The organism is Dehalococcoidia bacterium, from assembly GCA_030648205.1.
Taxonomy (GTDB): Bacteria; Chloroflexota; Dehalococcoidia; order JAUSIH01; family JAUSIH01; genus JAUSIH01.
Genome location: JAUSIH010000029.1, coordinates 24,967 through 49,089 on the forward strand (window position 1 = coordinate 24,967; position 24,123 = coordinate 49,089).

The following is a 24,123-nucleotide window of genomic DNA, read 5'->3' on the forward strand; positions in this document are numbered from 1 at the left end:
CGCGCGCAAGCTACCGCCGTTTGTCCTTAAGCCCCGCGCGCTCCACGAAGCGATTGAGAGCGTGCTCCAGCACGGGGCCGCGCTCCCGCAGCTCGTAGTCCACCTCCGCCAGCGGCTTGTTCAGCTTCACCAGCCGCGATAGCGTGACAGGCGTCGCGTCAATCACCGTGTCGCACGGCGTGGCGCGAATGGTCGCCTCAAGCTCCCGCACCTGCGCCGGCGAGTAGCCCATCGCGGGCAGCGCCGCGTCGATGTGCGGAAACTTCGCGAACACCTCCCGCAGCGAACCCTGCGCGTACGGGCGCGGGTCCACCGCCCGCGCGCCAAGCCGCCGCGCCACCAGCGCGCCCGCGCCGGACGGCGCGCCGCCGTGCGTGAGCGTGGGGCCGTCCTCCACCACCAGAACGCGCTTGCCACGCACGAGGTCGGGCCTGTTCACCGTGGTCGCGAGGTCGGCGAGCGTGTGGGGCCGCCGAGGCCGCAGCGCGCGGATGTTGGCGAGCACCTGCCGCAGCCCCTCGCGCGGGGCGCTGTCCGCCTTCGTGACCACGAGCAGGTCCGCCATGCGGAAGTTCACCTCGCCCGGGTGGTAGGCCAACTCGTGGCCGGGCCGGTGCGGGTCAACGAGCGTGATCAGCAGGTCGGGCCGCACGAACGGGAAGTCGTTGTTGCCACCGTCCCACAGGATGAAGTCGGCGCCCTTCTGGACAAGCGCCAGAATGCGCGCGTAGTCCACGCCCGCGTAGATGGGCACGCCCAGCTTCACGTATGGCTCGTACTCCTCACGTTCCTCGATGGTGCAGTCGGCGGCGTCGATGTCGCGCAGCGAGACGAAGCGCTGCACCGCCTGCCGCTCCAGGTCGCCGTACGGCATCGGGTGGCGGATGACCGCGGGGCGCAGGCCACGCTCCAGCGCCCATTGCACAATGCGCCGCGACGCCGGGCTCTTGCCTACGCCCGTCCGCACGGCGCACACGGCCACGACAGGCAACGCCGAACGCAACATGGTATGCGCCGGCCCCAGCAACGCGAAGCTCGCGCCCGCCGCCTGCGCGATGGACGCCTTGTGCATAACCTCCGTATGCGGCAGGTCGCTGTACGCCAGAATAACCAGGTCCGCGCGGAGGCGGCGCACCAGATTCGACAGGTCATCCTCCGGAAGAATCGGCACTCCCTTCGGGTAGAGCGCGCCCGCCAGCGACGGCGGGTACACCCGCCCGGCGATGTCCGGTATCTGCGCCGCCGTGAACGCCACCACGCGCCACTCCGGCTTGTCGCGGAAGGCGACGTTGAAGTTGTGGAAGTCGCGGCCCGCCGCGCCCAGGATGATGACGCGCAACGGCCGGCGCTTCGTCGGGACGAACGGTAGCGGAAGCTCAACTTCAGGGGACGATACGCGTGCCATCTCTCTCCTCCAGCGCCGCCTTTAACGCCTCCGGCGTGGTGATGAGCGCGGGACAGCCCGTGCGCTCCGCAAAGTCGGCGGCGGCCTCCACCTTGGGCCCCATGCTGCCGGGCGGGAAGTGACCCTCAGCCAGGTAGCGGCGCGCCTGTGCGGCGGTCATGCGGTCAATGTCTTTCCGCCTGGGCGTGTTGTACCACAGCGCCGCTTTCCGCACGTCCGTCAGCATAATGAGCAGCTTCGCCCTCAACGTCACCGCCAGGCACGCCGACGCCAGGTCCTTGTCTATCACCGCGTCCACGCCCTCCAGCCTGCCGCCGCGCTCGACGACAGGGATGCCACCACCGCCCGCGGTGATGACCACCACATCCTGCGCCGCGAGGCGTCGAACGGTGTCAGCCTCCACGATACGCAGCGGCCTCGGCGAGGCGACCACGCGCCGCCAGCCATACCCGTCCGCGAACGCGAGCGGGACGCCGCGCTTCCGCAGCGGCCTCGCCTGGCGCTCCGTGTAGAACGGGCCGATAGGCTTCGTCGGCATGTGGAACGCGGGGTCGTTCAGGTCAACAAGCACCTGCGTCAGCACGGTGACGACGGCGTGCGGGAGGCGGGAGCGCCGCAGCTCGTTGTGCAGCGACTGCTGGATGATGTAGCCGATCTCGCCGCCGGACTCGGCGACGGCCACGGAGAGCGGGATGGGGTACGCCTTCTTCGCGGCGATCTCAGAGCGCAGCAGGATGTTGCCCACCTGCGGGCCGTTGCCGTGCGTGAGCACCACATCCCAGCCGCGGCGGAAGAGGACCATCATGTGGCGCATGGCGCGCTGGCACGCGCGGAACTGCCCAGCGACAGTCGGCTTCTCGCCCTTCGGCAGCAGCGCGTGTCCGCCCAGCGCGACGACGGCCATGGGACGCGTGGGGATCATCGCGTACCTTACCCCCTGGGTCTCCCTTTCAAGTGTACGCTCTCAATGGCCCTGTCTGGTCAGCCCCCAAGCAATCGGGACCATCGCGCGCGGTATGTGGTCACTATGACACGGCGGACTCCGCGGTACAAGCTCCGAATCACAGAACCCCCTAGAGAGAGCACTGCCCGGTTGACGGCGCGGGGCGGCTCCCGTAAAATGAAGGGTACTCACAGTTTATGTCGCGTTCGCATTCCCCCATCGCATCGCCCGCAGGATGAAGGATACTATGTACCAGAAGACCACCCTGGACAACGGGTTACGCATCCTCACCTCGTCCATGCCCCACACCCGCTCGGTCAGCCTTAGCTTCTATACAGGCGCGGGATCACGCTACGAAGAGGACCGCGAGGCAGGCATCTCGCACTTCATCGAGCACCTGATGTTCAAAGGGACGCAGCGCAGGCCTACGTCGAAAGAGGTCAGCGAGGCCATCGAGAGCGTGGGCGGCGTCCTGAACGGCGGGACCGACCGGGAGCTGACCATCTACTGGAGCAAGGTGCCCCGGCCCCACTTCCCTCTGGCTCTGGATGTTCTGGTGGACATGCTCCGCAACTCCAAGTTTGACGCCGCGGACGTGGTCAAGGAACGCCAGGTCGTCATCGAAGAAATCAACATGGTGAACGACTCCCCCCACCAGCGGGTGGACGTTCTCATTGACGAGGTGGTCTGGCCGGGCCAGCCCCTGGGCCGTGAGATAGGCGGCAGCCGGGAGACCGTCAGCTCGTTTGAGCGCGCACATGCCGTGAACTACCTGGCCCAGCAGTACGGCTCGGGCAACACCGTCGTCAGCGTGGCCGGCAACATCAGCCACGACGAGGTGGTGGACGCCGTGAGCAAGGCCCTGGGCGACTGGCGTCCCGCAACGCCGCGGCCTTTCTTCCCCGCGCTGAACGGGCAGCACGGCCCTCGGGTGAAGGTGGAGTACCGCCGCACCGAGCAGGCCTACCTGATACTGGCCGTTCCGGGAGTCTACCTGTCCCACCCGGACCAGTATGCCCTGAACATCCTAAACATCATTCTGGGTGGCGGCATGAGCAGCCGCCTGTTCATGGAGATACGGGAGAAGCGCGGCCTGGCCTACGACGTCTATAGCTACAACAACCACCTCCTGGACACGGGGGCCTTCGCCGTCTTCGCGGGCGTTGACCCCAAGCGCATCGGAGACGCCCTGCAGGCCATTCTGCAGGAGCTGGCCCGCATCCGCGACGACGTGCGTGAGGAGGAGGTCCAAAAGGCGAAAGACCTGACGAAGGGCCGCATGCTCCTGCGGATGGAGGATACGCGAAGCGTCTCCTCATGGCTGGGTTCGCAGGAGGCCCTGTTGGGTCGCGTCAAGACGGTGGACGAGGCGGTGCAGCAGGTGGATGCTGTTCCGTTGGAGGATGTCCAACGGGTAGCCCGACAACTCCTGGTCCAGGACAAGCTCAATCTGGCCGTCGTCGGCCCGTACAAGAGCGACAAGCGGTTCCTCCCCCTCCTCAAGATGTAGGGCATCGCGTCGGCGCCAGCCCCACGGGAGCAAGACACCAGCCCCCGCTGCAAGCGGAACGCTGGTGTGCGGCAAAAGAGCGGCGGGTCCGCCGCTCTTTTATTTTGCCAGGCAGGGATATGCCCACAGCAAAAGAGACAGGGCAAACGCTCGTCCTCGCCTCGGCGTCACCCCGGCGCAAGGAGCTGCTGGCGCACTGGGGCGTGCCGTTCCACGTCGTCGCGCCGCATGTGGATGAGGAGGCCGTCCCGCCGGGCGCCACGCCTGAAGAGACGGCATGCCGCATCGCCCACGCCAAGGCCCGCGCGGTAGCGGAGCGTCATCCGCACGCGCTGGTCATAGGGGCGGACACAATCGTGGCGGACCGCTGGGGCATGCTGGGCAAGCCCCGCTCCGCCGACGACGCGCGCCGAATGCTGCGGCGTCTGCGGGCACGCCGTCATCGGGTCATCACAGGGGTCGCGCTGGTGCGACTGCACCCCAGGCTGGACGTGGTCAACCACGCCGTGAGCCATGTGACCATGCGCGCCTACACCGACGCCGAGATTGCGGCGTACGTCGCGTCCGGCGACCCGCTGGACAAGGCGGGCGCGTATGCCATTCAACACCCGATCTTCGCCCCCGCGTCCGCCGTAGTGGGCTGCTACTGCAACGTGGTGGGCCTCCCTTTATTGCACCTGTGCGCGTTGCTGCGGCAGGCGGGGTTCGCGCTTCCCCAGGCCAGCCCGGCCGCTCTCCCACGCGCGTGTGCCCGCTGCACGGACGCGGCTGGCGCAACAACGGGCTTCCGGTCTGACATACGGCGCCCGTCCTCGCTATAATGGGTTGAGCGCCAACGAACGGTTGAAGGGGCACGATCGTGGACTTCATGGGCATCGGGTGGATGGAGGTCCTCGTCATCCTCGTGGTGGCGCTCCTCGTGCTGGGCCCCGATAAGCTGCCGGATGTCGCCCGAAACGTCGGCAAGTCGGTGCGTGAGGTGCAGCAGGCGCTTCGTGAGACGACCCGCGTTCTCACGGAGGAGGAGCCGGAGGATGCCCGCAAGACGCGAGAGACCATAGCCGCGCAGCGCCAGAGCGCCCAGCTCCCGGCCGCGCCCGTCGCCAACGCCAGGCCCGCCGAGGGACAGGCGCCGCCGGCAGCCCCCGGGACAGCCCAGGCGCAGCAGCCGCAGCCCGTCAGCCAGGGCGAGCCCAGGCCGCAGCAGACCCCTCGCTAGGCGGAGATGATTTAAGCCGTGCCCGAAGACAGAAGCCTGACACTGACGGAGCACCTCCGCGAACTGCGCTCCCGCCTCATCAAGGTCGTCATCGCCCTGGGTGTGGCCACTCTCCTCGCCTTGATCTTCACCGACCGGATATTCCGCTTGCTCCTTGTGCCCGCGGGCGACATCAAGCTCGTTTTCATTGAAGTCACCGAAATGCTGGGCACCTACTTCAAGGTAGCCCTGCTTTCTGGCTTCGTCCTCGCTTTGCCTTTCATCCTGTACCAGGTGGTCATGTTCGTCGCGCCCGGCCTGAGGCCTCAGGAGCGCAGGTGGTTGTACATCTTCCTGCCCGCGGCGGTCGTCTCGTTCGTGATAGGCGCCCTCTTTTGCTACTTCCTCATGCTGCCCGCCGCCCTCAAATTCCTGCTCTCTTTTGGCGCCGACCTTGTCACTCCCCAGATACGAATAAGCAACTATGTTGACCTTGTCCTAGGCATGATGTTATGGGTGGGGATTGTATTTGAGACTCCGCTGGTCATGTACTTCCTGGCCCGTCTGGGCATCGTGACGCCCCAGGCGCTTGGGCGCTTCCGCAAGTTCTTCATCGTGCTTGCGTTCATCATAGCCGCCGTCATCACGCCCACGCCGGACCCCATCACCCAGACGCTGGTCGCCGTGGCGATGATTGCGCTCTACGAAGTCGGGGTGCTGCTGGCCCGCCTGGCGGCGCGGCAGCGCCGACGCGCCAGCGAGTCCGCCTCCTAGCGCTTTGACCGCTCAAGCGAGCGCCAGCTACAATAGGCCGGACGCGGGGAAGGCTATGGGCAAAACCCATGTATATCCGACTTCTGTCTCTATCCAACTTCCGTAACTACGCGGACCTGGAGATTGGGCTGCCTCCGGGCGTCTGCATCTTCTGGGGCGGCAACGGGCAGGGCAAGACGAACCTCCTGGAAGCCGCCTACTTCCTGGCGACCACCCGCTCCTTTCGGGCCGAGGCGGAGCGCGAGGTGGTGCGATGGGATGCGTGGACCGACCCCATTCCCGCGGGGCGCATCATGGGACAGATAGCAACGACTCGCGGCCCTACCACCATCGAGGTGGTGCTGCACGCGGCCCGACGGGAGGCGCCCCCAGCACCGGCGGAAGGCCAGCGGCCACTGGTGCAGAAGCGCGTCCGCGTGAACGGCCTGACCAAACGCGCCAGCGACGCCGTCGGCGAGCTCATCGCCGTGCTGTTCAGCGCCACGGAGATACATCTGGTGGACGGCTCGCCATCCGACAGGCGCCGCTATCTGGACACGGCGGCGAGCCAGGTTGACCGGCGCTACCGGCAGGTACTGGCCCGCTACAGCCAGGTGGTCGCGCAGCGCAACAGCCTGCTGAAGGCGGTGCAGGAGGGACGCGCCCGGCGCGAGGAGCTTGCTTTCTGGGACGACGAGATGGTGCAGCAGGGAGCGGCCCTGATGCTGATGCGCCGCGACCTCGTAGCCGAGGTCAGCCCCCGGGCGCGGGAGGTCCACGCGCATCTGACCGAGGGGCGGGAAGACCTGGACGCGGAGTACCGGCCCGCCCTTCCGCTGCCCACTGTACCCAGCGCAGCGTCCGTGGCAGCGGCCTTCCGTCGCGCCCTGGCGGAAGGCGTGGCGCGGGACATCGCGGCGGGCATGTCGCTCGTCGGGCCGCACAGGGACGATCTCTCCTTTCTTGTGGAGGGCGTGGACATGGCCATGTACGGCTCCCGGGGCCAACAGCGGACCATCGCCCTGAGCATGAAGCTGGCGGAGGCTGCGTTCATGGAGGCGCGCCGCAGCGACAAGCCGGTGCTCATTCTGGACGACGTCTTCTCGGAGTTGGACACGCCACGCCGCCGGCAGTTGATGAGCGCGATGGGCCGATTTGAGCAGGTGCTCATTACATGTACGGATATGGACCCCTTCGATGATGCGTTCCTGGAGCGCGCTACTGTATACTGGGTGCAGGATGGCCGTGTGGAGGCGCAACGCCTCCCCGCCGAGGTGCGCGAGCGGTCGCCGTGATGCGGGAGGGGAAAGTTTGACGGCTCTGCGGCTGCCTCTGGAAGTTGCGGCGCTCATCAGCGCGGTAGCGCTTCTGGCTGGCTGCGCCGACGACCGCCTGGCCGACATGCAGAAGCAACTGACGCTTCAGAACGAGCAGTTGGCACGGATAGAGGCTGTCATGGCCACCGTGACCGCCCCGACACCGACTCCCACCGCCACTCCCATCCCAACCCCCACTCCCATACCCACACCCACACCCGTGCCCACCCCGACACCGACTCCCATTCCAACTCCTACGCCGCTCCCGACGCCGCGGCCCGTGACGCTGGGAAACGTTCTGGAGAAGACCATCGTGAAGGTCCGCCCGTCCGTGGTGCGGATAATCAACAACCAGGCGCGCGTCACCGGCTCAGGCATCGTGCTGGACGGGGCCGGACATATCCTGACCAACAATCATGTGGTCGTCTCGGCCAGCGTTGTCACGATCGTGATGGAGGACGCGCCGCCGGTGACGGGACAGGTGATAGCAAGAGACACGGTCAGGGACCTGGCTATCGTGAAGATTCCCGCGGGCGGCCTCACGCCCGCGGTGCTGGGCTTGTCCGCGCCGGTGCGGCCCGGCGAGGAGGTCGTCGCGGTGGGCTACGCCCTGGGCATCGCGGGCCCGCCCACGGTCTCCTACGGCGTTGTCTCGGCCATCCGCGTGCAGCGGACTCCGAACCTGACCTATATCCAGACAGACGCCGCGGCCAACCCGGGGAGCAGCGGCGGCCCCCTGGTGAACCTGGACGGCGAAGTCATCGGCATCATCACGCAGCGAGTCCTCGCGCCGCCGGGAACCGCCCAGACCGCGGAGGGGCTGAACTTCGCGACGGCCATAGACGGCATCCGCGCGGTGTTGCCCGACCTGCTGCGCGGGAACTAGCCCCCACGGTCATCCCCCTTCAATGGCGCGCCCCATCCTCGCCTGCGCGTAGGTAGACCCCCATGCTGACCGACCTGCTCATCCTGGGACTGGCCGCCGCGCTGGACGCGGCCTTCGGCGAGCCGCCGCGCCCGCTGCACCCAGTCGTATGGATGGGCAAGGCCATCTCCCTGCTGGAGCGGCTGGCCCCGCGCGCCAGCCCACCGCGAGAGTTCGTGTACGGGCTGGGCATGGCCATCATCGTGACCGTCGTGGCGGGCGGCGTGGCCGCTGTCGCCGTGGCGGCGGCGCGCGGCGTGAGCGCGGTCGCCTACGTGATCGTTGGCGCGCTGCTCCTGAAAGGCGTCTCCGCCGTGCGGGAGCTGGCGGCCTCCGCGGAGCGGGTGCGCGCGTCGCTGGCCGCGGGCGACCTTGAGGGCGCGCGCAACGCCGTCAGGGCCATCGTCGGACGGGAGACGGCGCAGCTTGCGCCGGAGATGGTGGCGTCGGCTGCGGTCGAGTCGGTGGCGGAAAACAGCACGGACGCGTTCATCGGCCCGTGGCTCTACTTCGCCCTGTTCGGCGTGCCCGGCGCCGTCATCTACCGCGCCATCAATACGCTGGACAGCATGGTGGGACATCGGGGAAGGTACGAGTGGCTGGGCAAGGCGTCGGCCATGCTGGACACGGCGGCGAACCTCGTTCCGGCCCGGCTGACCGGCCTGCTCATCGTCGCCGCCAGCGTCGTGGCGGGTTGCGACGGCCGGGGCGCATGGCGCGTCATGTGGCGCGACCACGGCGTGACCGCCAGTCCCAACGCGGGCTGGACCATGAGCGCGATGGCGGGCGCGCTCGGCGTGCGACTGGAGAAAGTCGGCCACTACGCGCTCGGCCCTTCCGTGGAAGGGCGCCCGCCGCGGCCCGACGACATCCGCTCCGCGACGCGCATCATGTGGGTGGCGGCAACGCTCGGCCTGCTCATTGCGCTGGGGATGGCCGCCGCGCTGCGAGCGCTGGCTACAGGGTAGGATAGCCCCGCTGGCGGTACGGGAAATCCTTCAGTTCCGATGTGATGCGCGGCTCGATGGGGTGATGGTAGAAGGCGCGGATCTCGCTGATGCGCCCCTCGTGGAAGACGCACCAGTCCACGCCGCGCCAAAGCACCGCATGGCTGGCCCCGCGAGGTATGAAGCGCATGGTCCACTCCATGACCGCCTCGTTGCCCTGTACCACGGTGCGGTCAATGGCCCACGTAGCGCCGAGGCGCTGGTGCAGATCGAGCCAGTGGGCCGCGAGGGCGTCGGCGCCGCGGACGGGGTCACGCAGGGGGAAGTAGTGGACGACGTTCGGCGCGAACGCGCTCTTCATCAGGACCACGTCGCCCGCGCTGCATCCCTGGTAGTAGCGCTTGAGTACGTCCAGGTACGGATAGTCGCTCATACGCTGCCTCCCGCGCCGATGTGCCGCCATTATGGGGGATAGGCGCACCGCAGGCAAGGGAGCGCGGGGAAGGCCGCCAGTCGATTACTGTCTTGTGGCTTTGTCTTACTCGAACGCTTAGGCACATAGTAAGCATGACACGTGCGCCACAAGCTATCAATCTCTCAAGACGGATTGCAACAAAGCAAATGCAATCTCGCCCTAACGCTTGTATTTGGATATCAATTCTTGTAGCCCGGACCTGCCCAAGCCAGTCTGTTTGACGCTCAGGATGGCTGCAAGTGTGCCGTTAGGAAGGCCGTCGTTCTTATCTGGTATCACAGTAGTGCGTGGATATCTCTCGCCTGGAAACTGTTTGAAAAGAAAAACGCCGTGGGTAGCTTGCCCACGGCGTTGCCATTTGTCCTTTTTGAGAAGCTGTATCAGACCCTTGCCGCTAATGTTCATGCACGCAGATTACACAGCCGCAGCCACTGGCGCTGCCCAAGAGGCCTTGCGTGAGGACGATGATTTTGGTGGACGAATAACGCTTGGATGGACTCCGTGGTCCGCAAGAAACTCCTTGCTGAAACCCATCTGCTCTACTTGGTTCAATTGAAGCAGTACCGCGCCGGTAAGCTCTTTACGCACTACTTTCAAGGTGCTGCCATATGTCGCCGTGCCCAATTCAAGACATTCGGCTAGCCACTCCCCTGCCTCCTCTCTGAATTCAGCAGTAAGGATGATCTGTTCTATAGACTTGCCGCCGCCCTTGAACCGAATGACCGAAAACGTCGCTCGCATTGGCGCACCCTCCATAATAGTGGAACTAATCAACGTTACAGGATCAAAATGTCATGCCAGATATTATACACTATGTGTTCATTGCCAACAGGTTACTTTGCAAAACGTACTCTATTGCATCCAAACGTTGCACTTGCATGACTTGCGTACCACCTCCCAAAGTGGTGCAAATACAAACCGACCCACTATCCTCCGCCTGCCTCGTCCCGCCGTTGCGGAACCCACACCCTATGGCGTAGAATAGTCGTTTGGCTGGCCCGCGTCCTTCCGCGGAAGGAGCGCGTCGCCTTCACCACTGTGAAAGGAGCCCCGGGTGTGATCACCACCGTCGTCGGCAACTACCCCAAGATACCCCCGTCCGGGCAGGGAGTCCCCAGCCTGCGCGCGAGCATCCAGTTGCTCGACCAGGGCAAGCTTACCCAGGCCCAGCTTCGGGCGGTCCAGGAACAGAACACCGTTGACGTCATCAACGAGCACGTCCAGGCCGGCATTGACCTGGTCACGGACGGCCATGTGCGGTGGGACGACCCCATGACCTACCTCGCGGGCGCGATAGACGGCTTCGCGCTCACCGGCCTGGTCCGCTGGTTCGACTCGAACACCTACTACCGCCAGCCCGTCTGCCAGGGCAAGCTGACGTGGAAGGGCCCCATCACCGTCCGCGACTACACGTTCGCGGCGGGGCACAGCCCCCGGCCCGTGAAGGCCGTCCTGACGGGACCGTACACCCTGGCGAAGCTCTCGGTGGACACCTGCTACAAGGACTTGCGCGCCTTTACGCTGGCCCTGGCCCAGGTCCTGAACCGGGAGGCCAAGGCGCTGGAGAAGGCGGGCGCCAAGCTCATCCAATTCGACGAGCCGGCCATCGTACGGAACAAGGGAGACATCGGGCTGTTCAAGGAGGCCATGACCGCGCTGACGGCGGGACTCACGGCCCGGACCGCCCTGTACACCTACTACGGCGACATCCAGAGCATCGCTTCGGACTTCCTGAAGCTGCCGTTCAACATCCTCGGCCTGGACTTCGTGGGAGGCGCGGCGAACTGGGCCGTGCTGCGCGACTTCCCGCAAGACAAAGAGCTGGCAGCCGGCATCATGGACGCCCGCAACACGCGCATGGAGACGGTGGACGAGGTCGCGGAGTCGGTGCGGCGGCTCTCCAAAATCATGCCGCTGTCCCGCCTTTCCGTCAACCCAAGCTGCGGGCTGGAGTTCCTGCCCCGTGTGAGCGCCCGTCAGAAGCTGAATCGGCTGGTGGAGGGCGCGCGCAAGGCCCAGGAGGTGTTGGCATGACCACGGGACTCTGGACGACGGCTGTCGGAAGCTACCCCAAGCCCGATTATCTGCTCCAGGCACGCAACAAGGCCGCGCGCAAGGAGATCACCCCCGCCGAGCTGAACAAGCTGGAGCGCCAGGCCACCGAGATGTGGATGCGCTTCCAGGACGAGCTAAGCATGGACCTGCCCGTGGACGGCGAGATGTATCGCGGCGACATGGCCGCCTACTTCGCCGAGAACATGGAGGGCTTCACCACCAGCGGCCTGGTGCGCTCCTACGGCAATCGCTACTACCGCAAGCCCATCGCCAAGGGGGCCGTGGGCCGCAAGGGGCCTATCACCGTCGAGTGGTGGCGCTACGCGCAAAGCCTCACGTCCCGGCCGGTCAAGGGCATGCTCACCGGCCCGTACACCATCGCCGACTGGTCGTTCGATGAGCATTACTCCACTCGCGAGGCGTTCATCATGGACCTGGCGCGGGCCATCCATGACGAGGCCGCCGACCTGGAGAAGGCGGGCGCCCAATTTATCCAGATAGACGAGCCGGCTGTCAGCGTGCGGCCTGAGGAGATGGAGATAGCGGTCAAGGCTATGGCCGTCGTGACCAAAGGGCTGAAGGCCCACACCCTCACGCACATGTGCTACGGCAACTTCGACCTGGTCTATCCCGGCATCCTGCGCCTGGCGGTGGACCAGATTGACCTGGAGATGGCCAACAGCAACTACGACCTCCTGGCCTACTTCAAGAAGCAGCCCTTCACCAAGTACATCGGCCTGGGCGTCGTGGACGTGCACACGCACAAGCTGGAGACGGTGGAGGAGGTCAAGCGCGGCATCAAGCTGACGATGGAGGTCATTCCGCCGGAGCGCATCTTCGTGGACCCGGACTGCGGGCTGAAGACGCGCCAGGTGGACGAGGCCAAGGCCAAGCTCAAACTGATCGCGCAGGCGGTGCGCGAGGTCAAGAAAGAGATGGGCATCAGCGACGGCCCGCTGCCCGGCAAGCTGCCGGAGGCCGCCCGCCGATAGGCCCGCCCCGCGAGAAGGCCCGCTCATGGATTCGACAAGCTCACCATGAGCGGGGAATAGTCTTCCGCTCGTCCTTCGACACGATCAGGACGAGCGAGCGGGCCGCTCTTGGTTCGAGAACCCTGGGACACAATGACGTCCGCCTCGTCCCGAACCATGGGGACCGCTCGTTGAACCGTCACGTCGGTATCACCGGAGGCGACCCGCAAGGCATGTACCCCGCGATTGAGCGCATCGCCGTCGATGCCGAGCGCGCGGGCTTCGACTCCTTCTGGCTCATGGACCACATGATGCAGACTGGCCACACGGGTGGGGACGCCTGTGCAGTGCGTGGAGCAGTGCGCCAGGCTGCTGGAGGCGGGCGCGGACTACCTGATCTTCGGCTTCCCGGACGCGGACACGCTGGAGCCGCTGCGCCTGCTCATGGAGGAGGTCGCGCCTCCAAAGCCTTGCCGTGAGACCCCGTCTGAACTTCCGGCACCAGGGAGTTCAGACGGAGCAAGCTCCCTTTGACGGAGCAATGGGGGCGTCCCCCAGATTTCTCGCTCCCCCTTCCTGCGAGGAAGGGGGAGCGAGGGGGATGGTCCCGCGCAGGTGAAAGACCAAGCCCCTGCTCTAAAACTCCACCTTGGGGGCCGTCGCGGCGCCGGTCACGGACTGGAAGTACGCGCGCTCCTTGAACCCGAACATGCCCGCGAACGCGACCGTCGGGAACGTCTTGATGGACGTGTTGTACCGCTGCACAGTCTCGTTGAAGCGGCGGCGCTCCACGGAGATGCGGTTCTCGGTGCCCGCCAGCTCCGCCATCAGCCCCTGCACCGCCTCCAGCGACCGTATCTGCGGGTAGTTCTCCATCACCACCAGCAGGCGCGCCAGCGAGCCTTCAACCTGGCTCGCCGCGGCGGCCTTGGCGTCCGGCGTCGGCGCGCCGGCGTAGCGCGTGCGCGCCTCGGCGATGGCGTCGAAGACGGCGCGCTCCTGCGCCATGCCGCCCTTCACCGCGTTCACCAGGTTCGGGATGAGGTCGTAGCGGCGCTGGTACTGGGTCTCCACCTGCGCCCACTGGGCGTCCACGGCCTGCGACTGTGACACCATCGAGTTGTAGGTGCCCGAGACAATGGCCACGCCGATGAGGACGATGGCCAGGATAACGCCGACGGTGATGAGAACAGGGAGAAGCGTCTTCATCAGAGTGGATACCTCCTTGCGCCGTATTGACTCCATTATAGGGCACGCCGAGGTCATGATGCCCTGTCATTCCGCGCGACGCCTTTCCAGGGAAGGACTGGACTCCCCTCACATGAGCAGTCGCGCCGCTAGCTGGCCTCCGTAGCCCCGCCGGGCATGCGCCGCGCCATCTCGTCCCGGAGCAGGCGATGCTCCGCTCGCGCCAGGCGCGGGTCCGCGTCGAAGAGCCGTTGCGCCTCTTTGCGCGCCGTTTCCAGCAGCGGCAGGTCCGAAAGGCGGGCCATGCGCAGGTCAGGGAGACCGCTCTGCCGCGTGCCGAAGAACTCGCCAGGGCCGCGCAGCCGCAGGTCCTCCTCCGCGAGTTTGAACCCGTCGTGCGTCGTCTCCATCACGGCCAGGCGCTCGCGCGCCTCCTCGGACGGCGAATCGGACACCAGGATGCAGTAGCTGGCGTACTCACCCCGACCGACGCGGCCGCGGAACTGGTGGAGTTGAGCGAGACCGAAGCGGTCCGCTCCCTCGATGAGCATGACCGTGGCGTTGGGCACGTCAATGCCCACCTCCACAACGGCGGTCGAGACCAGGATGTGCAGCTCTCCCTCCCGGAAGCGCCGCATGACCTCCTCCTTGTCCCGTGAGCTCATGCGGCCGTGGAGCAGCCCCACACGGAGGTCCGGGAACACGTCCACGGAGAGACGCTGGAACTCCTTGACCGCCGCCTTCGCCTCGATGGCCTCCGACTCCTCGATGAGCGGGCAAATGGTGAACGCCTGCCGCCCCTGGGACACCTGCTCGCGGATGAAGCGGTAGGCCGCCTCGCGCTTGTCCGGGCCGATGGCCCGCGTGCGGACGCGCTGCCGTCCCGGCGGCATCTCGTCAATGACCGACAGGTCCAGGTCGCCGTAGACCGTAAGCGCCAGCGTGCGCGGAATGGGCGTGGCCGTCATGGCGAGCAGGTGCGGATTGTAGCCCTTCTGTCGCAGCGCCGAGCGTTGCTCCACGCCGAAACGGTGCTGCTCGTCCACCACCGCCAGGCCGAGCCGCTCGAAGGCCACCCCTTCCTGAATGAGCGCATGCGTGCCCACCAAAAGCTGCACCGCCCCCGCGGCGACACGCTTGTACAGCTCCGCTTTCTGCTTCTTCGTGGTAGCGCTTGTCAGCAGGCCCACGGCGATGGGATTCGGCCACGGGTCCAAGTAGGTCACCAGCAGGTTGTCCCGCTCCTCCGCGCGCGGCAGGCGTCCCAGCAGGCGGCGCACCGTCAGAAAGTGCTGCTCCGCCAGCACCTCGGTCGGCGCCATGAGCGCACCCTGGAAACCGTTCGCGATAGCCGTCAGCAGGGCGGCCAGCGCGACAACCGTTTTGCCGCTGCCCACATCCCCCTGCAAGAGGCGGCTCATGGGCCTTTCGCGCGCCATGTCGGCCAGCACATCGTCCAGCACGCGCCGCTGTGCGCCCGTCAACGGGAACGGCAATGCCTCCAAGAACGCGTCCAGCACCTCCCTGTTGACGGGTAGGGGGTTGCCTTTCTCCATCTGCCACTGCTGCTTGCGGCCCATGACGGCTATCTGCATCAGGAACAGCTCGTCGAAGGCCAGACGGCGACGCGCGAGGTCGTTGCCCTCCGCGCTGTCGGGATAGTGGGCCTGCCGGACGGCCTCCGGCAGCGGCAGCAAGGCATCGCGCTCGCGGATGGCGTCGGGCAGGAAATCGGCCAGAGCGGGCGCAAAGCGGTCCACCGCCGACTTGACCAGCCGCCGCGCCGTGCGGGCGGGCAGCCCCGCCGTCAGCGGATAGACGGGCACCAGCCGGCCCGTGTGTATCAGATTGTCCGTCTCCTGGTCAACGATCTCATATTCCGGCGACTCGAAGACGCGGCGGCCCCGGAAGTCCACGGTGATGCGGCCGGAGAGGACGACCCGTGTGTTGGGCCGCAGCCGCTGCGCAAGGTACGGCTGGTTGTACCAGATGACGCGCATGTTGCCCGTCGCGTCGCCGACGACAGCCTCCGTCGCCTTCCGGCCACTCCTGAGGCGCGCCTGGGACGCCTCCCAGACCGAGACGACCACGGTCTGGTCTCTCCCCAACTCAAGCTCCGCCACGCTCTTCATATGCGCGAAGTCGTTATGGCGATGCGGGAAAAAGTAGAGCATGTCGCCCACCGTCCGCACGCCCAGCTTGTTGAACTTGGCGACGGTGGCCGACTGCACGCCGCCCAGCACGGCGATGGGCCTGTCGAGGAGGCCGGAGGCGGGCTGCCCTTCCGTGGAAGGGCCGGGCTGCACGCGGGACTTGCCCGCGACGGGCGCTCGTGGCCGCTGCGGTTTTGGCGACTGCGCCGCGTCGCGCCCTTCCGCCCTTGCGACTGGACGCCGCGCTGCGCCCTTCCGGAGAAGTCCCGAGGGGGCGGCCTCCGTTGACGGAGGACTCGGGGGAGTTCCCCGAACCTTCTGTCGCTCCTTCTCTCCCGACGCGGGAGAGGTCGCCGGGGGGCGGGGGCCGCTCACGTCGCTCGCCCACGCAAGCAGCGCGGTGATGAACGCGCGACGCTCGTCGAGCGTCATGGCGGCGTAGGAGCGCCTGCCGGGGCCTATCGCGTCAAGGCGTGAGGCCTGCGCCGGAGGGAGCTTCGCCGCGTTGGACTCCATCCAGCGGGAGAGGAAGGCGTCCAGACCGCCGAAGACGATTCGGTCGGCGCAGCCCTTCGACAGCTCCTGCTTCAGCACCTTGCCGAGCGAGACCACCGGGCCGTCCAGCGAGGCGCGTGCCTCTTGCCGCTCCACGAAACGCCCGCCGCCTATGCGTCGGTGAGCGCCGCGACGGCCAGCGCGCCCGGGCCGACATGGGTGCCGAGCACAGGCCCCATCCGCGCCATCACGATGCTCTCCCGCGAGTGACCGGTTGCCAGGCGGTCGGCCAGGGCGGCGGCCTCGTCGGGCGTGGTGTTGTACATGACCGCCATGTCGCGGATGCGGGGCAGTCCCTGCGCCAGCTCGCACAGGCGGTCGAGAGCGCGCGCCCGCGTGCGCGCCCGCTCCAGCGGCCAGGGCGCGCCGTCGCGGAAGGAGAGCAGCGGCTTGATATGCAGCAGGGCACCCAGGAACGCCTTCACGTTGCCAATGCGCCCTCCCTTGCGCAGGTACTCCAGGGTGTCCAGGACGGCATAAATGTGGGTGCAGGGAATGGCGTCGCGGACCAGCCGCGAGACGTGCTCCAGCCGCCCGCCGTCGCGCGCCGCACGCGCCGCCAGCAAGACCTGCAGGCCCAGGGCCATTGAAAGGTGCTGGGAGTCCACCACCTCGATGCGACACCCCTTCGGCGCTCTCTCCCGCCCCAGGAGCGCCGCCTGGTGGGTGCCGCTGAGCTTCGACGAGATGTGGATGGAGATAATCTCGTCCGTCTCGCGGGCCAGCGCCGTGTACACGTCCACAAACGCGCCCACGGAGGGCTGCGAGGTCGTGGGCAGCACAGGGCCAGGGAGGATGTCGCGATAGAACGTCTCGGCGTCCAGGTCCACGCCCTCGGTGAACGTGCGGTCGCCCACGTGGACGTGCAGGGGCACGACGGTGATGCCCAGCTCCCGCGCCAGGCTGGCGGGCAGGTCAGAGCTGCTATCGGTAACGACGCGCACGGTCACGGTCGGCTCTCGCACTCCGTCCGGTTCTTGACACTACGCAGCATATCAGACCAACGAGGCCTTCGCCCTACTCCACCGAGATAAGGTAATGATAGTGCGGTTGCCCGCCCATCACCACCTCCGCCTCGCAGCCGGGGAAACGCGCCAGCGCCCACCGCGCCAGCACCTCCGCGTCCTCCCGCGTGGCGTCCGCCCCATAGTACAGCGTGAGCAGTCGCCCTGCCTCGACGCCCATCCTCTCGATGGTGACGCGGGCCGCAGCCTCCGGCGTGGCCTCCACCGCCGCCAACTCGTCGTCCACCAGGCCGATGACCTGTCCGGCGACGACCTCGCGACCGCCTATGTGCGCCGGGCGGCTCGCCGTGGTCACCACCGCCGAGCGGACGCGGCCCGCCGCCCGCGTCATTGCGGCGCAGTTCGCATCGAGGCTGACCTCCGCGCGGAACGCCACCAGCGCCGCGATGCCCTGCGGGACAGTGCGCGTCGGCACGACCTTGACCTGCTTGGGGGCCATTCGCGCGGCCTGCTCCGCCGCGGGCAGGATGTCGCCGGAGTTGGGCAGAAGCACGACCGTCTCCGCGTGACACATCTCGATGGCGCGCAGCAGGTCCTGCACGCTGGGCTTGCCGGAGCGCTCGTCCGGCGTCAGGACCTGCGCCGTGAGGCTCCGCATCACGTCGGCGAGGCCTCTGCCCGGCGCTACGGCGACCAGCCCCACCTGGCCCCCTTCCACGGAAGGGTGGGCCTCGGAGGCGCTCCGGCGACCGGAGAACTCGCGGTGCTGCTGGTCAATGTTCTCGACCTTCGTGTGCACGACGACGCCCAGCCCCCGCGCGAAGGCCAGCACGGCGTCCGGGTCGCTGCCGTGCAGGTGGACTTTGACCAGCCCCTCGGCGCCCGCGACGATAGTGGAGTCGCCGAACTCCCGCACCTGGCGACGTATGTGCTCCGTGTCTAGACCCTTGCCCTCCAGCATGAACTCGATGCAGTAGCCGTAGGTGACCGTCCCAGGCCGCGTGGCTCCTTCCACGGAAGGACGAGGGGCGGCGACCCCCAACTCACGGGCCGGTGGAGGCGTACGCTCACCACGTAGAAAGTGCATTCCGCCATCCAGAAACACGGCCAGCCCCTGGCCGCCCGCGTCCACCACACCCGCCTCGCGCAGAATGGGGAGGAGGTCGGGGGTGCGGGCGACGGACGCACGGGCAACGGTGGCGGCGACATTGAGCACGTCCGGGACGCCCCCGCCTTGTCGGGCTGCGTCCAGCGCCGCGGCGGTGACATCCTTCATGACGGTGAGGATGGTCCCCTCCACCGGATTGCTGACCACCTTGTACGCCAGCCTGGTCGCCTGATCGAGCGCATCGGCGATGTCGCTCCCCGTCGCTGCTTCCTTGCCGTCCAGGGCCTGGGCCAGGCCCTGAAAAAGCTGAGAGAGAATAACTCCGCGGTTGCCCCGCGCCCCCATGAGCGCGCCGTGGGCCATGGCCCGCGCAACAGCCCCGGCGCTTGCGCCCTGAGGGCAGGCCAGCGCCTGCTCCGTGGTGGCGCGCAGCGTGAGCGTCATGTTCGTGCCGGTGTCGCCGTCCGGCACGGGGAAGACGTTCAGAGCGTTGATCTCAGAGGCGGACGCGGCGACCCACGCGGAGCCAGCCTTGACCATTTCCAGCAGATCCCACCCCGACAATGTCCTGAAGGGTCGGGCTATCGCATCCGGGGTCACGGCGACCGCATCCTTGTCAACTCTCCAAAGATGTGATAACGTATTGTTTTGACGTTGACCGCATTCTAACGAAATTACCCTGGAGCGTCAAAGGGATATAGCTATGGCCGTCTGTAAGATCTGCAACAAGGGGCCGCGCTTCGGAAACGCCATAAGCCACTCCAAGCGGCACACGCGGCGCATGTGGGAACCCAATATGAAGAGGCGCTCCATCCTGCTGGACGGGCAGCCCCAGCGCGTGAACATCTGCACACGCTGCCTCCGCACGCGCGCCAAGAGCGTCAAGTAGCCTCTAGCCGGTTCTCCGTTCCCGCCCGTTAGAGCGTAAACGGCCTCGCCTTCTGACCGCGCCCTCGGTGGTGTATCAGTTAGGTTCTTGTCATTCCGGCGAAGGCCGGAATCCAGAGAGCGTCTCCCTCTCGCCGGTTTCTGGACACCGGCTTCCGCCGGTGTGACGGATAAAGCCCCCATCCCTGGCACGTCAGACTTCGACACTACCGCGCCCTCCGTTGTCTTGCCGTTTCTCCACCGCCGGTGTAGCATGTGAAGCCATGCGCGTCACACCCTGGTTCGTCGTCATTACCTCCGTGTTCATCACCACGCTGATCACCGCCAACATCATCGCGGTGAAGCTCATCAGCGTGTTCGGCCTCGTCCTTCCGGCGGCCATCATCATCTTCCCCATCAGCTACATATTCGGCGACGTGCTCACCGAGGTGTACGGGTACTCGCGGGCGCGCATAGTCATCTGGCTGGGGTTCTTCTGCAACCTGCTGGCGGTAGCGGGCATCATGGTCGGCCAGGTATTGCCCCCGGCGAGCTTCTGGGCGGACGCCCAGCCCGCCTACGAGCGCATCCTGGGCTACGCCCCGCGACTGCTGCTCGCGTCCTTCCTCGGCTACCTGGTCGGCTCCTTCGCCAACTCCATGGTCATGGCCAAGATGAAGGTCTGGACCAGGGGACGTTTCCTGTGGACGCGGACCATCGGCTCCACGCTGGTCGGCGAGGGCCTGGACACGCTGGTATTCATCACCGTGGCGTTCTCCGGCGTCCTCCCCGGCGCGCAGATGGCGACCACCATCGTCACCCACTGGCTGCTGAAATCCGTGTACGAGGCGGCGGTCACTCCCCTGACCTACGTCGTCGTCCGAGCGCTGAAGCGGGCCGAGGGGCAGGACGTGTACGACGACAGGACCAACCTCAACCCGCTGGCCGTGTTCGCATCCGGCGGGCGCGGGACTGAATCCCCCTAGCGGCGCGCCGCATCCAACCACCGACAGGGCAGTCAGCCCATAGCACGCAAGGAGTATCTCGTGTCGTTCCTCAACCACTACTCGTTCGCGCTCGCCGGCGCCGTCCTTCTGCTGGGCGTCGGCTACGCGCTCCTGCAGAACGGCGTTCTGCCGTGGAAGGTGGCTGTGCTGGCGGCGCTGACCGCCGCGCTGGTGGCCATCCCGCTGACGCTCCGCACCGCACCAACGGCCCCGGACTCACCCGCCGCCGTGGAGGCGACGCTGCGGAGCGGCCAGCCGACCGTCGTCGAGTTCTACTCGAACTTCTGACTGGTGTGCATGAGGAGCAAGCCCGTCGTGGATGGGCTGGAGCGAGACCTGGCCTCCCATGCGCGCGTGCTGCGCCTGGACATCCTCAGCCCCACGGGCCAGGCGATGGCGCAGTCCCGCAACGTGGAGCTGGTGCCCACGTTTCTGGTCATTGACGGGCGGGGACGCGAGACGGCGCGCTTCAGCGGCCCGGACACGGAGGGCGTCACGCGGGCGGTGCGACAGCTTCCCGCGTCGTAGCGCCGCCATCTTGCCGTAAACGCTGGACAGAGGGGCCGGACTCTTCACAGTTTGGCCCCTCACTCTCCCAAAGCCAGAAAAGCCATGAATGCTGGCGTTGGACCGAGCAAGTGCTTCCCAGTTCGCGCTATATGAGTGGCGGAAACTGCGTGGTGCTGACCGGCTTTCCCATGTACCAAAAACATGATCGCAGTTTAGTTGCAACGGTTGGTTTGGTGTTGCTGACGAAGAGATAACCGGCGTGGGAAGCAGATACCAGACACGCTAGCTCCGCGGGTTTCGCTCTATCCATCCTAGTGGAGTTTGCCTGGAAAAGAGTCCCTAATTTGCTAACCAGTGGTGCAAGGTCTTCATCAGTGCTAACGAGATAGATGGCCATGTCGGCTCCCAGAATGTTGACACGCCTCAGAAATGCTTCAAGCTCCTTGTCAATGACCTCCGACATATCTTCTATGCATTCAATATAACAAAGCCTCGAACCGGATAATGCGATAACATCAAAACTGCCATCGGGGACACCTTTCAACTTGACCCCCCACTCTGCTGGGATCGAGAAGGCCTTCCTCAGAGTTGCAGCTACATCACATGCAAACCTATTCGGCCCGTCACTCCTAGCCTCAAAAACCACCCCTTTTTGTTTCAACAAGGACTCGACAGGCGAACCGAGGAGACGAGACTGTATCTCTTCAGGACTCATTACTTGAGTTGTCTTTCCCATTCTGATGAAAGACTTCCCATAAGACTGATATAGCGTGTTATGCATATCTGGTACTATTTGTGCAGCGAGCACAGTATTGCCCCCACTCTCCACTTGAAACAGGAAGGGAGCCAATGGTGGTTTGGTGTTCTGACGGATCGTGTTAGCAAAAACTTCGATTCCCTTTTTCCCCAGTTGCACCCCACAAATGTGCCCATCATTTGTGACCCCAATGAGCACTGTCCCGCCGACCGCATGCACAAATGCACACAGCGCCTCAATAGCTTGTTTCGTCTCTTTAAGACTTTCCTTGAACTCCAATTGCTGTCCCTCACCTTGCTTGATGAGAGCTAGCAACTCTTCCTGAGTCATTTCATCCCCCACAGACACGTGATTCTAAAAGCAGAGGAGGCCAGACCGTGTGTCCAGCCTCCTCGTATTCGCTCCCTTTTGCCCTACTTCTTGCGGTTCTTGAAATCGTACACGGACGCGGCGGGCGTGCCATCCTTGAACGCGATAGGCCGCGTCGTCGGAATGGTCGGGTCGCCGAAGGTGGGCAGGAACTGCCCGTGCGCGCCCACGGCGCCGATGACCACCACCATGATGTCGTCCGGCTTGTCCGTGATGGACATGAAGGCGTCGTGCACGTCCCAGCCGAACTTCGGCCGGCGCAGTTGGTAGTGCGGCACCTCCAGCCTGTGGAGATCGCCCAGCGAGATGTGCGCGTTGTCGTACATGTACTTCTGCACGTCCGCCCTGCTGTACCCCAGCCGCGAGACGATCTGCGCGTGGCCGGGGTTCATCACCAGCACCGCGGTGCCCGCGTGGAACGCGTTGTTCGTCGCGAAGGCCGACATGGCGTTGGCGGCCACGCTCAGGAAGCTCTCGCCCGTGCCGTCCCATACCACGAAGTTGTGCTCCGCCTGCACGCCGACCACCGTGACGGCGCTGACCTCCTTCTTGAGGCCGCGGCTCACGTGGAGCGGCTCCCAGGGACTCTCCTCCTCATTCTCCCCGGCGCAGAATGTGAACTTGGCGGGATGCCCATGAATGGCCTTGTCCGTCGTGCCCGGCATGCCGCCGCCGATGTTCACCAGCATCAGACGAATCGCCCTGCCGAGGGTGGCGTTGGCCTGCCATCCGGGGCCGAACGCGCCGAAGCTGTAGTTGACTTTCAGCTCGTTGCGCACCGGTCCGTTGACGATGAGCAGGGGCGCCACCGGATTCGTCGTCGCCTGCAGCGCGAAGAGGTTGAACTGCGGGTCGCCGAGCGCTTCGACGGCGGCGACGAGCACCGGCATGTACTCCGGCAGGCAGCCCGCCATCACCGCGTTCACCGCGATCTTTTCCGGAGTCGCCTTGCCCCAGCGGGGCGCCAGCTTGACGATTGTCTCGTCCCGCTTCCGGTCGGTGAACTGGAGCATCTCCTCCACCAGTTCCTCCGTCGGCGGGATGATGGGCAGACCGTCCGTCCATCCGCGCTCGTAGAAAGCAGCGGTGGCCTCCCGCGCGTTGGCCCGTGACTTCACCTTCTCCTGGGTGGGCATCACCCGTGGGCGGGAGAGCTTCTGCTCCACTTCCTCGATATTGTTCTTGGAGCGGAACTCTTCGATAAGCTTCTCCCGGGGCGTGGTCAGGACTCGCACGATCTCGTCAATGAGCTTGTCCGCCGCTTCCTCGATCTGCTTGTCGGAGAGGCCGAACAGCTCGTGCGGGATGGAGACGATGGGCAGCGAGGGGACGCCCATGTGACGGGCCTCGGCGCGGCCCAGGACGTTGAAGCCGGTGGAGCATATGGTGGCCGTGGGCTTGCCCAGCTTCTCGACGGTGGTAGTGTCAACGACAGTCCATGTCGTGCAGCCCCCTCAGATGCCCAGGCCGTCTATGACGAAGTCCGCCTCCTTCGCTATCTCCTCCAGGCCCGGCGCCTTGCTGCTGGAGCGGCGCTTGCGCGCATGCAGCACCTTGGAGAAGTTGTAGCGCTCCAGCAGGCGCTTCTCCACCTGTCCCAGGAAGACATTCGCGCCCTCCTTGCCGTTGTCCACGATGGCGGCCACCTTGCCGTTCAGCGTGGTCAGACGCGGCGCCAGCCCGATGTCAAGCTGGTCTGTCTCCGCGATAGGGTTCATGAGGTCTATAACCTGTGCCTGGGTCTTCAGCTCTCCGGACATGCTTGCCCTCCTTTAGAGCAGGGGGATGATCCAGCCGCGCAGACACGGGACAGACGTCGCCAACGGCTGCGCTGCGGTGATTACGCAGCGGCATTGTAGCTAACACCTTGCGGGAAGTCAATGCGAGCGGCGTTTTCTACCGGACAATTGGCGGGGGAGTATCTGGGGAGTATAATACGCGGGCCAGGCATAATCTCAGACGACTGTGTGGTTTTTCGTTGCTCCTCATGGAAAGACATGACTGTAACTCGGTGTAGCAGGAGAGGTTGACGTGCCGAAGAGGAAGAGGAGCATCAATAGTGGCGGCGGTTTATCCCGCGACGCCACCGTCAGCAAGCGGGCGGAGGACGCTCTGCGAGAGAGCGAGGAGCGGTTCAGAAAAGCGT

At 65.8% G+C, this 24,123-nt stretch carries 24 protein-coding genes; 13 read left to right on the forward strand and 11 right to left on the reverse strand.

What is annotated here, in order from left to right:
• Positions 1–10: 10 nt before the first annotated feature.
• Together Q7T26_03235 and Q7T26_03240 are read right to left on the reverse strand one after the other, a co-directional pair.
• The gene (locus Q7T26_03235) at positions 11–1,405 is read right to left on the reverse strand and encodes a cyclic 2,3-diphosphoglycerate synthase (protein ID MDO8531171.1); all 1,395 of its coding nucleotides are present in this window, start codon (positions 1,403–1,405) and stop codon (positions 11–13) included.
• Positions 1,383–2,327: a carbamate kinase gene (locus Q7T26_03240; GenBank protein MDO8531172.1), complete on the reverse strand. Its 945-nt coding sequence runs from the start codon at positions 2,325–2,327 to the stop codon at positions 1,383–1,385. Before Q7T26_03240 ends, Q7T26_03235 begins: the two co-directional genes overlap by 23 nt.
• Before the next feature lie 268 nt (positions 2,328–2,595).
• Here Q7T26_03240 and Q7T26_03245 point away from each other — a divergent pair, with 268 nt between their 5' ends.
• The 7 genes from Q7T26_03245 to cbiB all read left to right on the forward strand — a co-directional run bounded on the left by Q7T26_03245 (position 2,596) and on the right by cbiB (position 9,018).
• The gene (locus Q7T26_03245) at positions 2,596–3,858 is read left to right on the forward strand and encodes a pitrilysin family protein (protein ID MDO8531173.1); all 1,263 of its coding nucleotides are present in this window, start codon (positions 2,596–2,598) and stop codon (positions 3,856–3,858) included.
• Positions 3,859–3,977: 119 nt separating this feature from the next.
• Entirely contained in the window at positions 3,978–4,679 is a 702-nt protein-coding gene (locus tag Q7T26_03250) for a Maf family protein (protein ID MDO8531174.1), read from the forward strand.
• A 47-nt stretch (positions 4,680–4,726) separates the two neighbouring features.
• Positions 4,727–5,077 (forward strand): Sec-independent protein translocase protein TatB, encoded by a 351-nt coding sequence (tatB, locus tag Q7T26_03255; GenBank protein ID MDO8531175.1) that lies wholly within the window; start codon positions 4,727–4,729, stop codon positions 5,075–5,077.
• An 18-nt stretch (positions 5,078–5,095) separates the two neighbouring features.
• Entirely contained in the window at positions 5,096–5,830 is a 735-nt protein-coding gene (gene tatC, locus Q7T26_03260) for a twin-arginine translocase subunit TatC (GenBank protein MDO8531176.1), read from the forward strand.
• A 68-nt stretch (positions 5,831–5,898) separates the two neighbouring features.
• Positions 5,899–7,104 (forward strand): DNA replication/repair protein RecF, encoded by a 1,206-nt coding sequence (gene recF / locus Q7T26_03265; GenBank protein ID MDO8531177.1) that lies wholly within the window; start codon positions 5,899–5,901, stop codon positions 7,102–7,104.
• 16 nt (positions 7,105–7,120) lie between these two features.
• Positions 7,121–8,011 (forward strand): trypsin-like peptidase domain-containing protein, encoded by an 891-nt coding sequence (locus Q7T26_03270; GenBank protein MDO8531178.1) that lies wholly within the window; start codon positions 7,121–7,123, stop codon positions 8,009–8,011.
• A 62-nt stretch (positions 8,012–8,073) separates the two neighbouring features.
• Entirely contained in the window at positions 8,074–9,018 is a 945-nt protein-coding gene (gene cbiB / locus Q7T26_03275; protein ID MDO8531179.1) for an adenosylcobinamide-phosphate synthase CbiB, read from the forward strand.
• On the opposite strand, the gene Q7T26_03280 is transcribed toward cbiB, so the two are convergent.
• Together Q7T26_03280 and Q7T26_03285 are read right to left on the reverse strand one after the other, a co-directional pair.
• Entirely contained in the window at positions 9,008–9,430 is a 423-nt protein-coding gene (locus Q7T26_03280; GenBank protein ID MDO8531180.1) for a nuclear transport factor 2 family protein, read from the reverse strand. The genes cbiB and Q7T26_03280 overlap by 11 nt on opposite strands.
• 456 nt (positions 9,431–9,886) lie before the next feature.
• A complete protein-coding gene (locus Q7T26_03285; GenBank protein ID MDO8531181.1) occupies positions 9,887–10,213 on the reverse strand; it encodes a hypothetical protein in 327 nt (108 codons plus the stop codon).
• A 315-nt stretch (positions 10,214–10,528) separates the two neighbouring features.
• On the opposite strand from Q7T26_03285, the gene Q7T26_03290 reads away from it, so the two are divergent.
• Both Q7T26_03290 and Q7T26_03295 read left to right on the forward strand, forming a co-directional pair.
• Complete coding sequence (locus Q7T26_03290) at positions 10,529–11,506, forward strand: methylcobamide--CoM methyltransferase (protein ID MDO8531182.1); 978 nt, start codon at positions 10,529–10,531, stop codon at positions 11,504–11,506.
• On the forward strand, positions 11,503–12,519 hold the full coding sequence (locus Q7T26_03295; GenBank protein ID MDO8531183.1) for a methionine synthase: 1,017 nt from the start codon (positions 11,503–11,505) through the stop codon (positions 12,517–12,519). The genes Q7T26_03290 and Q7T26_03295 overlap by 4 nt, the downstream gene beginning before the upstream one ends.
• Before the next feature lie 615 nt (positions 12,520–13,134).
• Here the strand turns inward: Q7T26_03295 and Q7T26_03300 are convergent.
• From Q7T26_03300 to Q7T26_03315, 4 genes are all read right to left on the reverse strand, one after another.
• Positions 13,135–13,707, reverse strand: a complete 573-nt coding sequence (locus Q7T26_03300; GenBank protein MDO8531184.1) for a LemA family protein — start codon at positions 13,705–13,707, stop codon at positions 13,135–13,137.
• Between the two features lie 128 nt (positions 13,708–13,835).
• Positions 13,836–16,490, reverse strand: a complete 2,655-nt coding sequence (gene recG / locus Q7T26_03305; protein MDO8531185.1) for an ATP-dependent DNA helicase RecG — start codon at positions 16,488–16,490, stop codon at positions 13,836–13,838.
• A 14-nt stretch (positions 16,491–16,504) separates the two neighbouring features.
• Positions 16,505–17,344 (reverse strand): DegV family protein, encoded by an 840-nt coding sequence (locus Q7T26_03310; protein ID MDO8531186.1) that lies wholly within the window; start codon positions 17,342–17,344, stop codon positions 16,505–16,507.
• Positions 17,345–17,411: 67 nt separating this feature from the next.
• Complete coding sequence (locus Q7T26_03315) at positions 17,412–19,067, reverse strand: DAK2 domain-containing protein (protein MDO8531187.1); 1,656 nt, start codon at positions 19,065–19,067, stop codon at positions 17,412–17,414.
• 103 nt (positions 19,068–19,170) lie between these two features.
• Between Q7T26_03315 and rpmB the strand changes: the two genes are divergently transcribed.
• From rpmB to Q7T26_03335, 4 genes are all read left to right on the forward strand, one after another.
• On the forward strand, positions 19,171–19,356 hold the full coding sequence (gene rpmB, locus Q7T26_03320) for a 50S ribosomal protein L28 (GenBank protein ID MDO8531188.1): 186 nt from the start codon (positions 19,171–19,173) through the stop codon (positions 19,354–19,356).
• Between the two features lie 262 nt (positions 19,357–19,618).
• Positions 19,619–20,320, forward strand: coding sequence for a queuosine precursor transporter (locus Q7T26_03325; GenBank protein ID MDO8531189.1), 702 nt, complete (start codon positions 19,619–19,621; stop codon positions 20,318–20,320).
• A gap of 60 nt (positions 20,321–20,380) precedes the next feature.
• Positions 20,381–20,629 (forward strand): hypothetical protein, encoded by a 249-nt coding sequence (locus tag Q7T26_03330; GenBank protein MDO8531190.1) that lies wholly within the window; start codon positions 20,381–20,383, stop codon positions 20,627–20,629.
• A gap of 9 nt (positions 20,630–20,638) precedes the next feature.
• On the forward strand, positions 20,639–20,869 hold the full coding sequence (locus tag Q7T26_03335) for a hypothetical protein (protein MDO8531191.1): 231 nt from the start codon (positions 20,639–20,641) through the stop codon (positions 20,867–20,869).
• Between the two features lie 127 nt (positions 20,870–20,996).
• Here Q7T26_03335 and Q7T26_03340 read toward each other — a convergent pair whose 3' ends face one another.
• From Q7T26_03340 to Q7T26_03350, 3 genes are all read right to left on the reverse strand, one after another.
• On the reverse strand, positions 20,997–21,938 hold the full coding sequence (locus tag Q7T26_03340; protein MDO8531192.1) for a putative DNA binding domain-containing protein: 942 nt from the start codon (positions 21,936–21,938) through the stop codon (positions 20,997–20,999).
• A gap of 83 nt (positions 21,939–22,021) precedes the next feature.
• On the reverse strand, positions 22,022–23,314 hold the full coding sequence (locus tag Q7T26_03345) for a hypothetical protein (GenBank protein MDO8531193.1): 1,293 nt from the start codon (positions 23,312–23,314) through the stop codon (positions 22,022–22,024).
• Between the two features lie 117 nt (positions 23,315–23,431).
• Positions 23,432–23,737 (reverse strand): hypothetical protein, encoded by a 306-nt coding sequence (locus Q7T26_03350; GenBank protein ID MDO8531194.1) that lies wholly within the window; start codon positions 23,735–23,737, stop codon positions 23,432–23,434.
• Between the last annotated feature and the right edge of the window lie 386 nt (positions 23,738–24,123).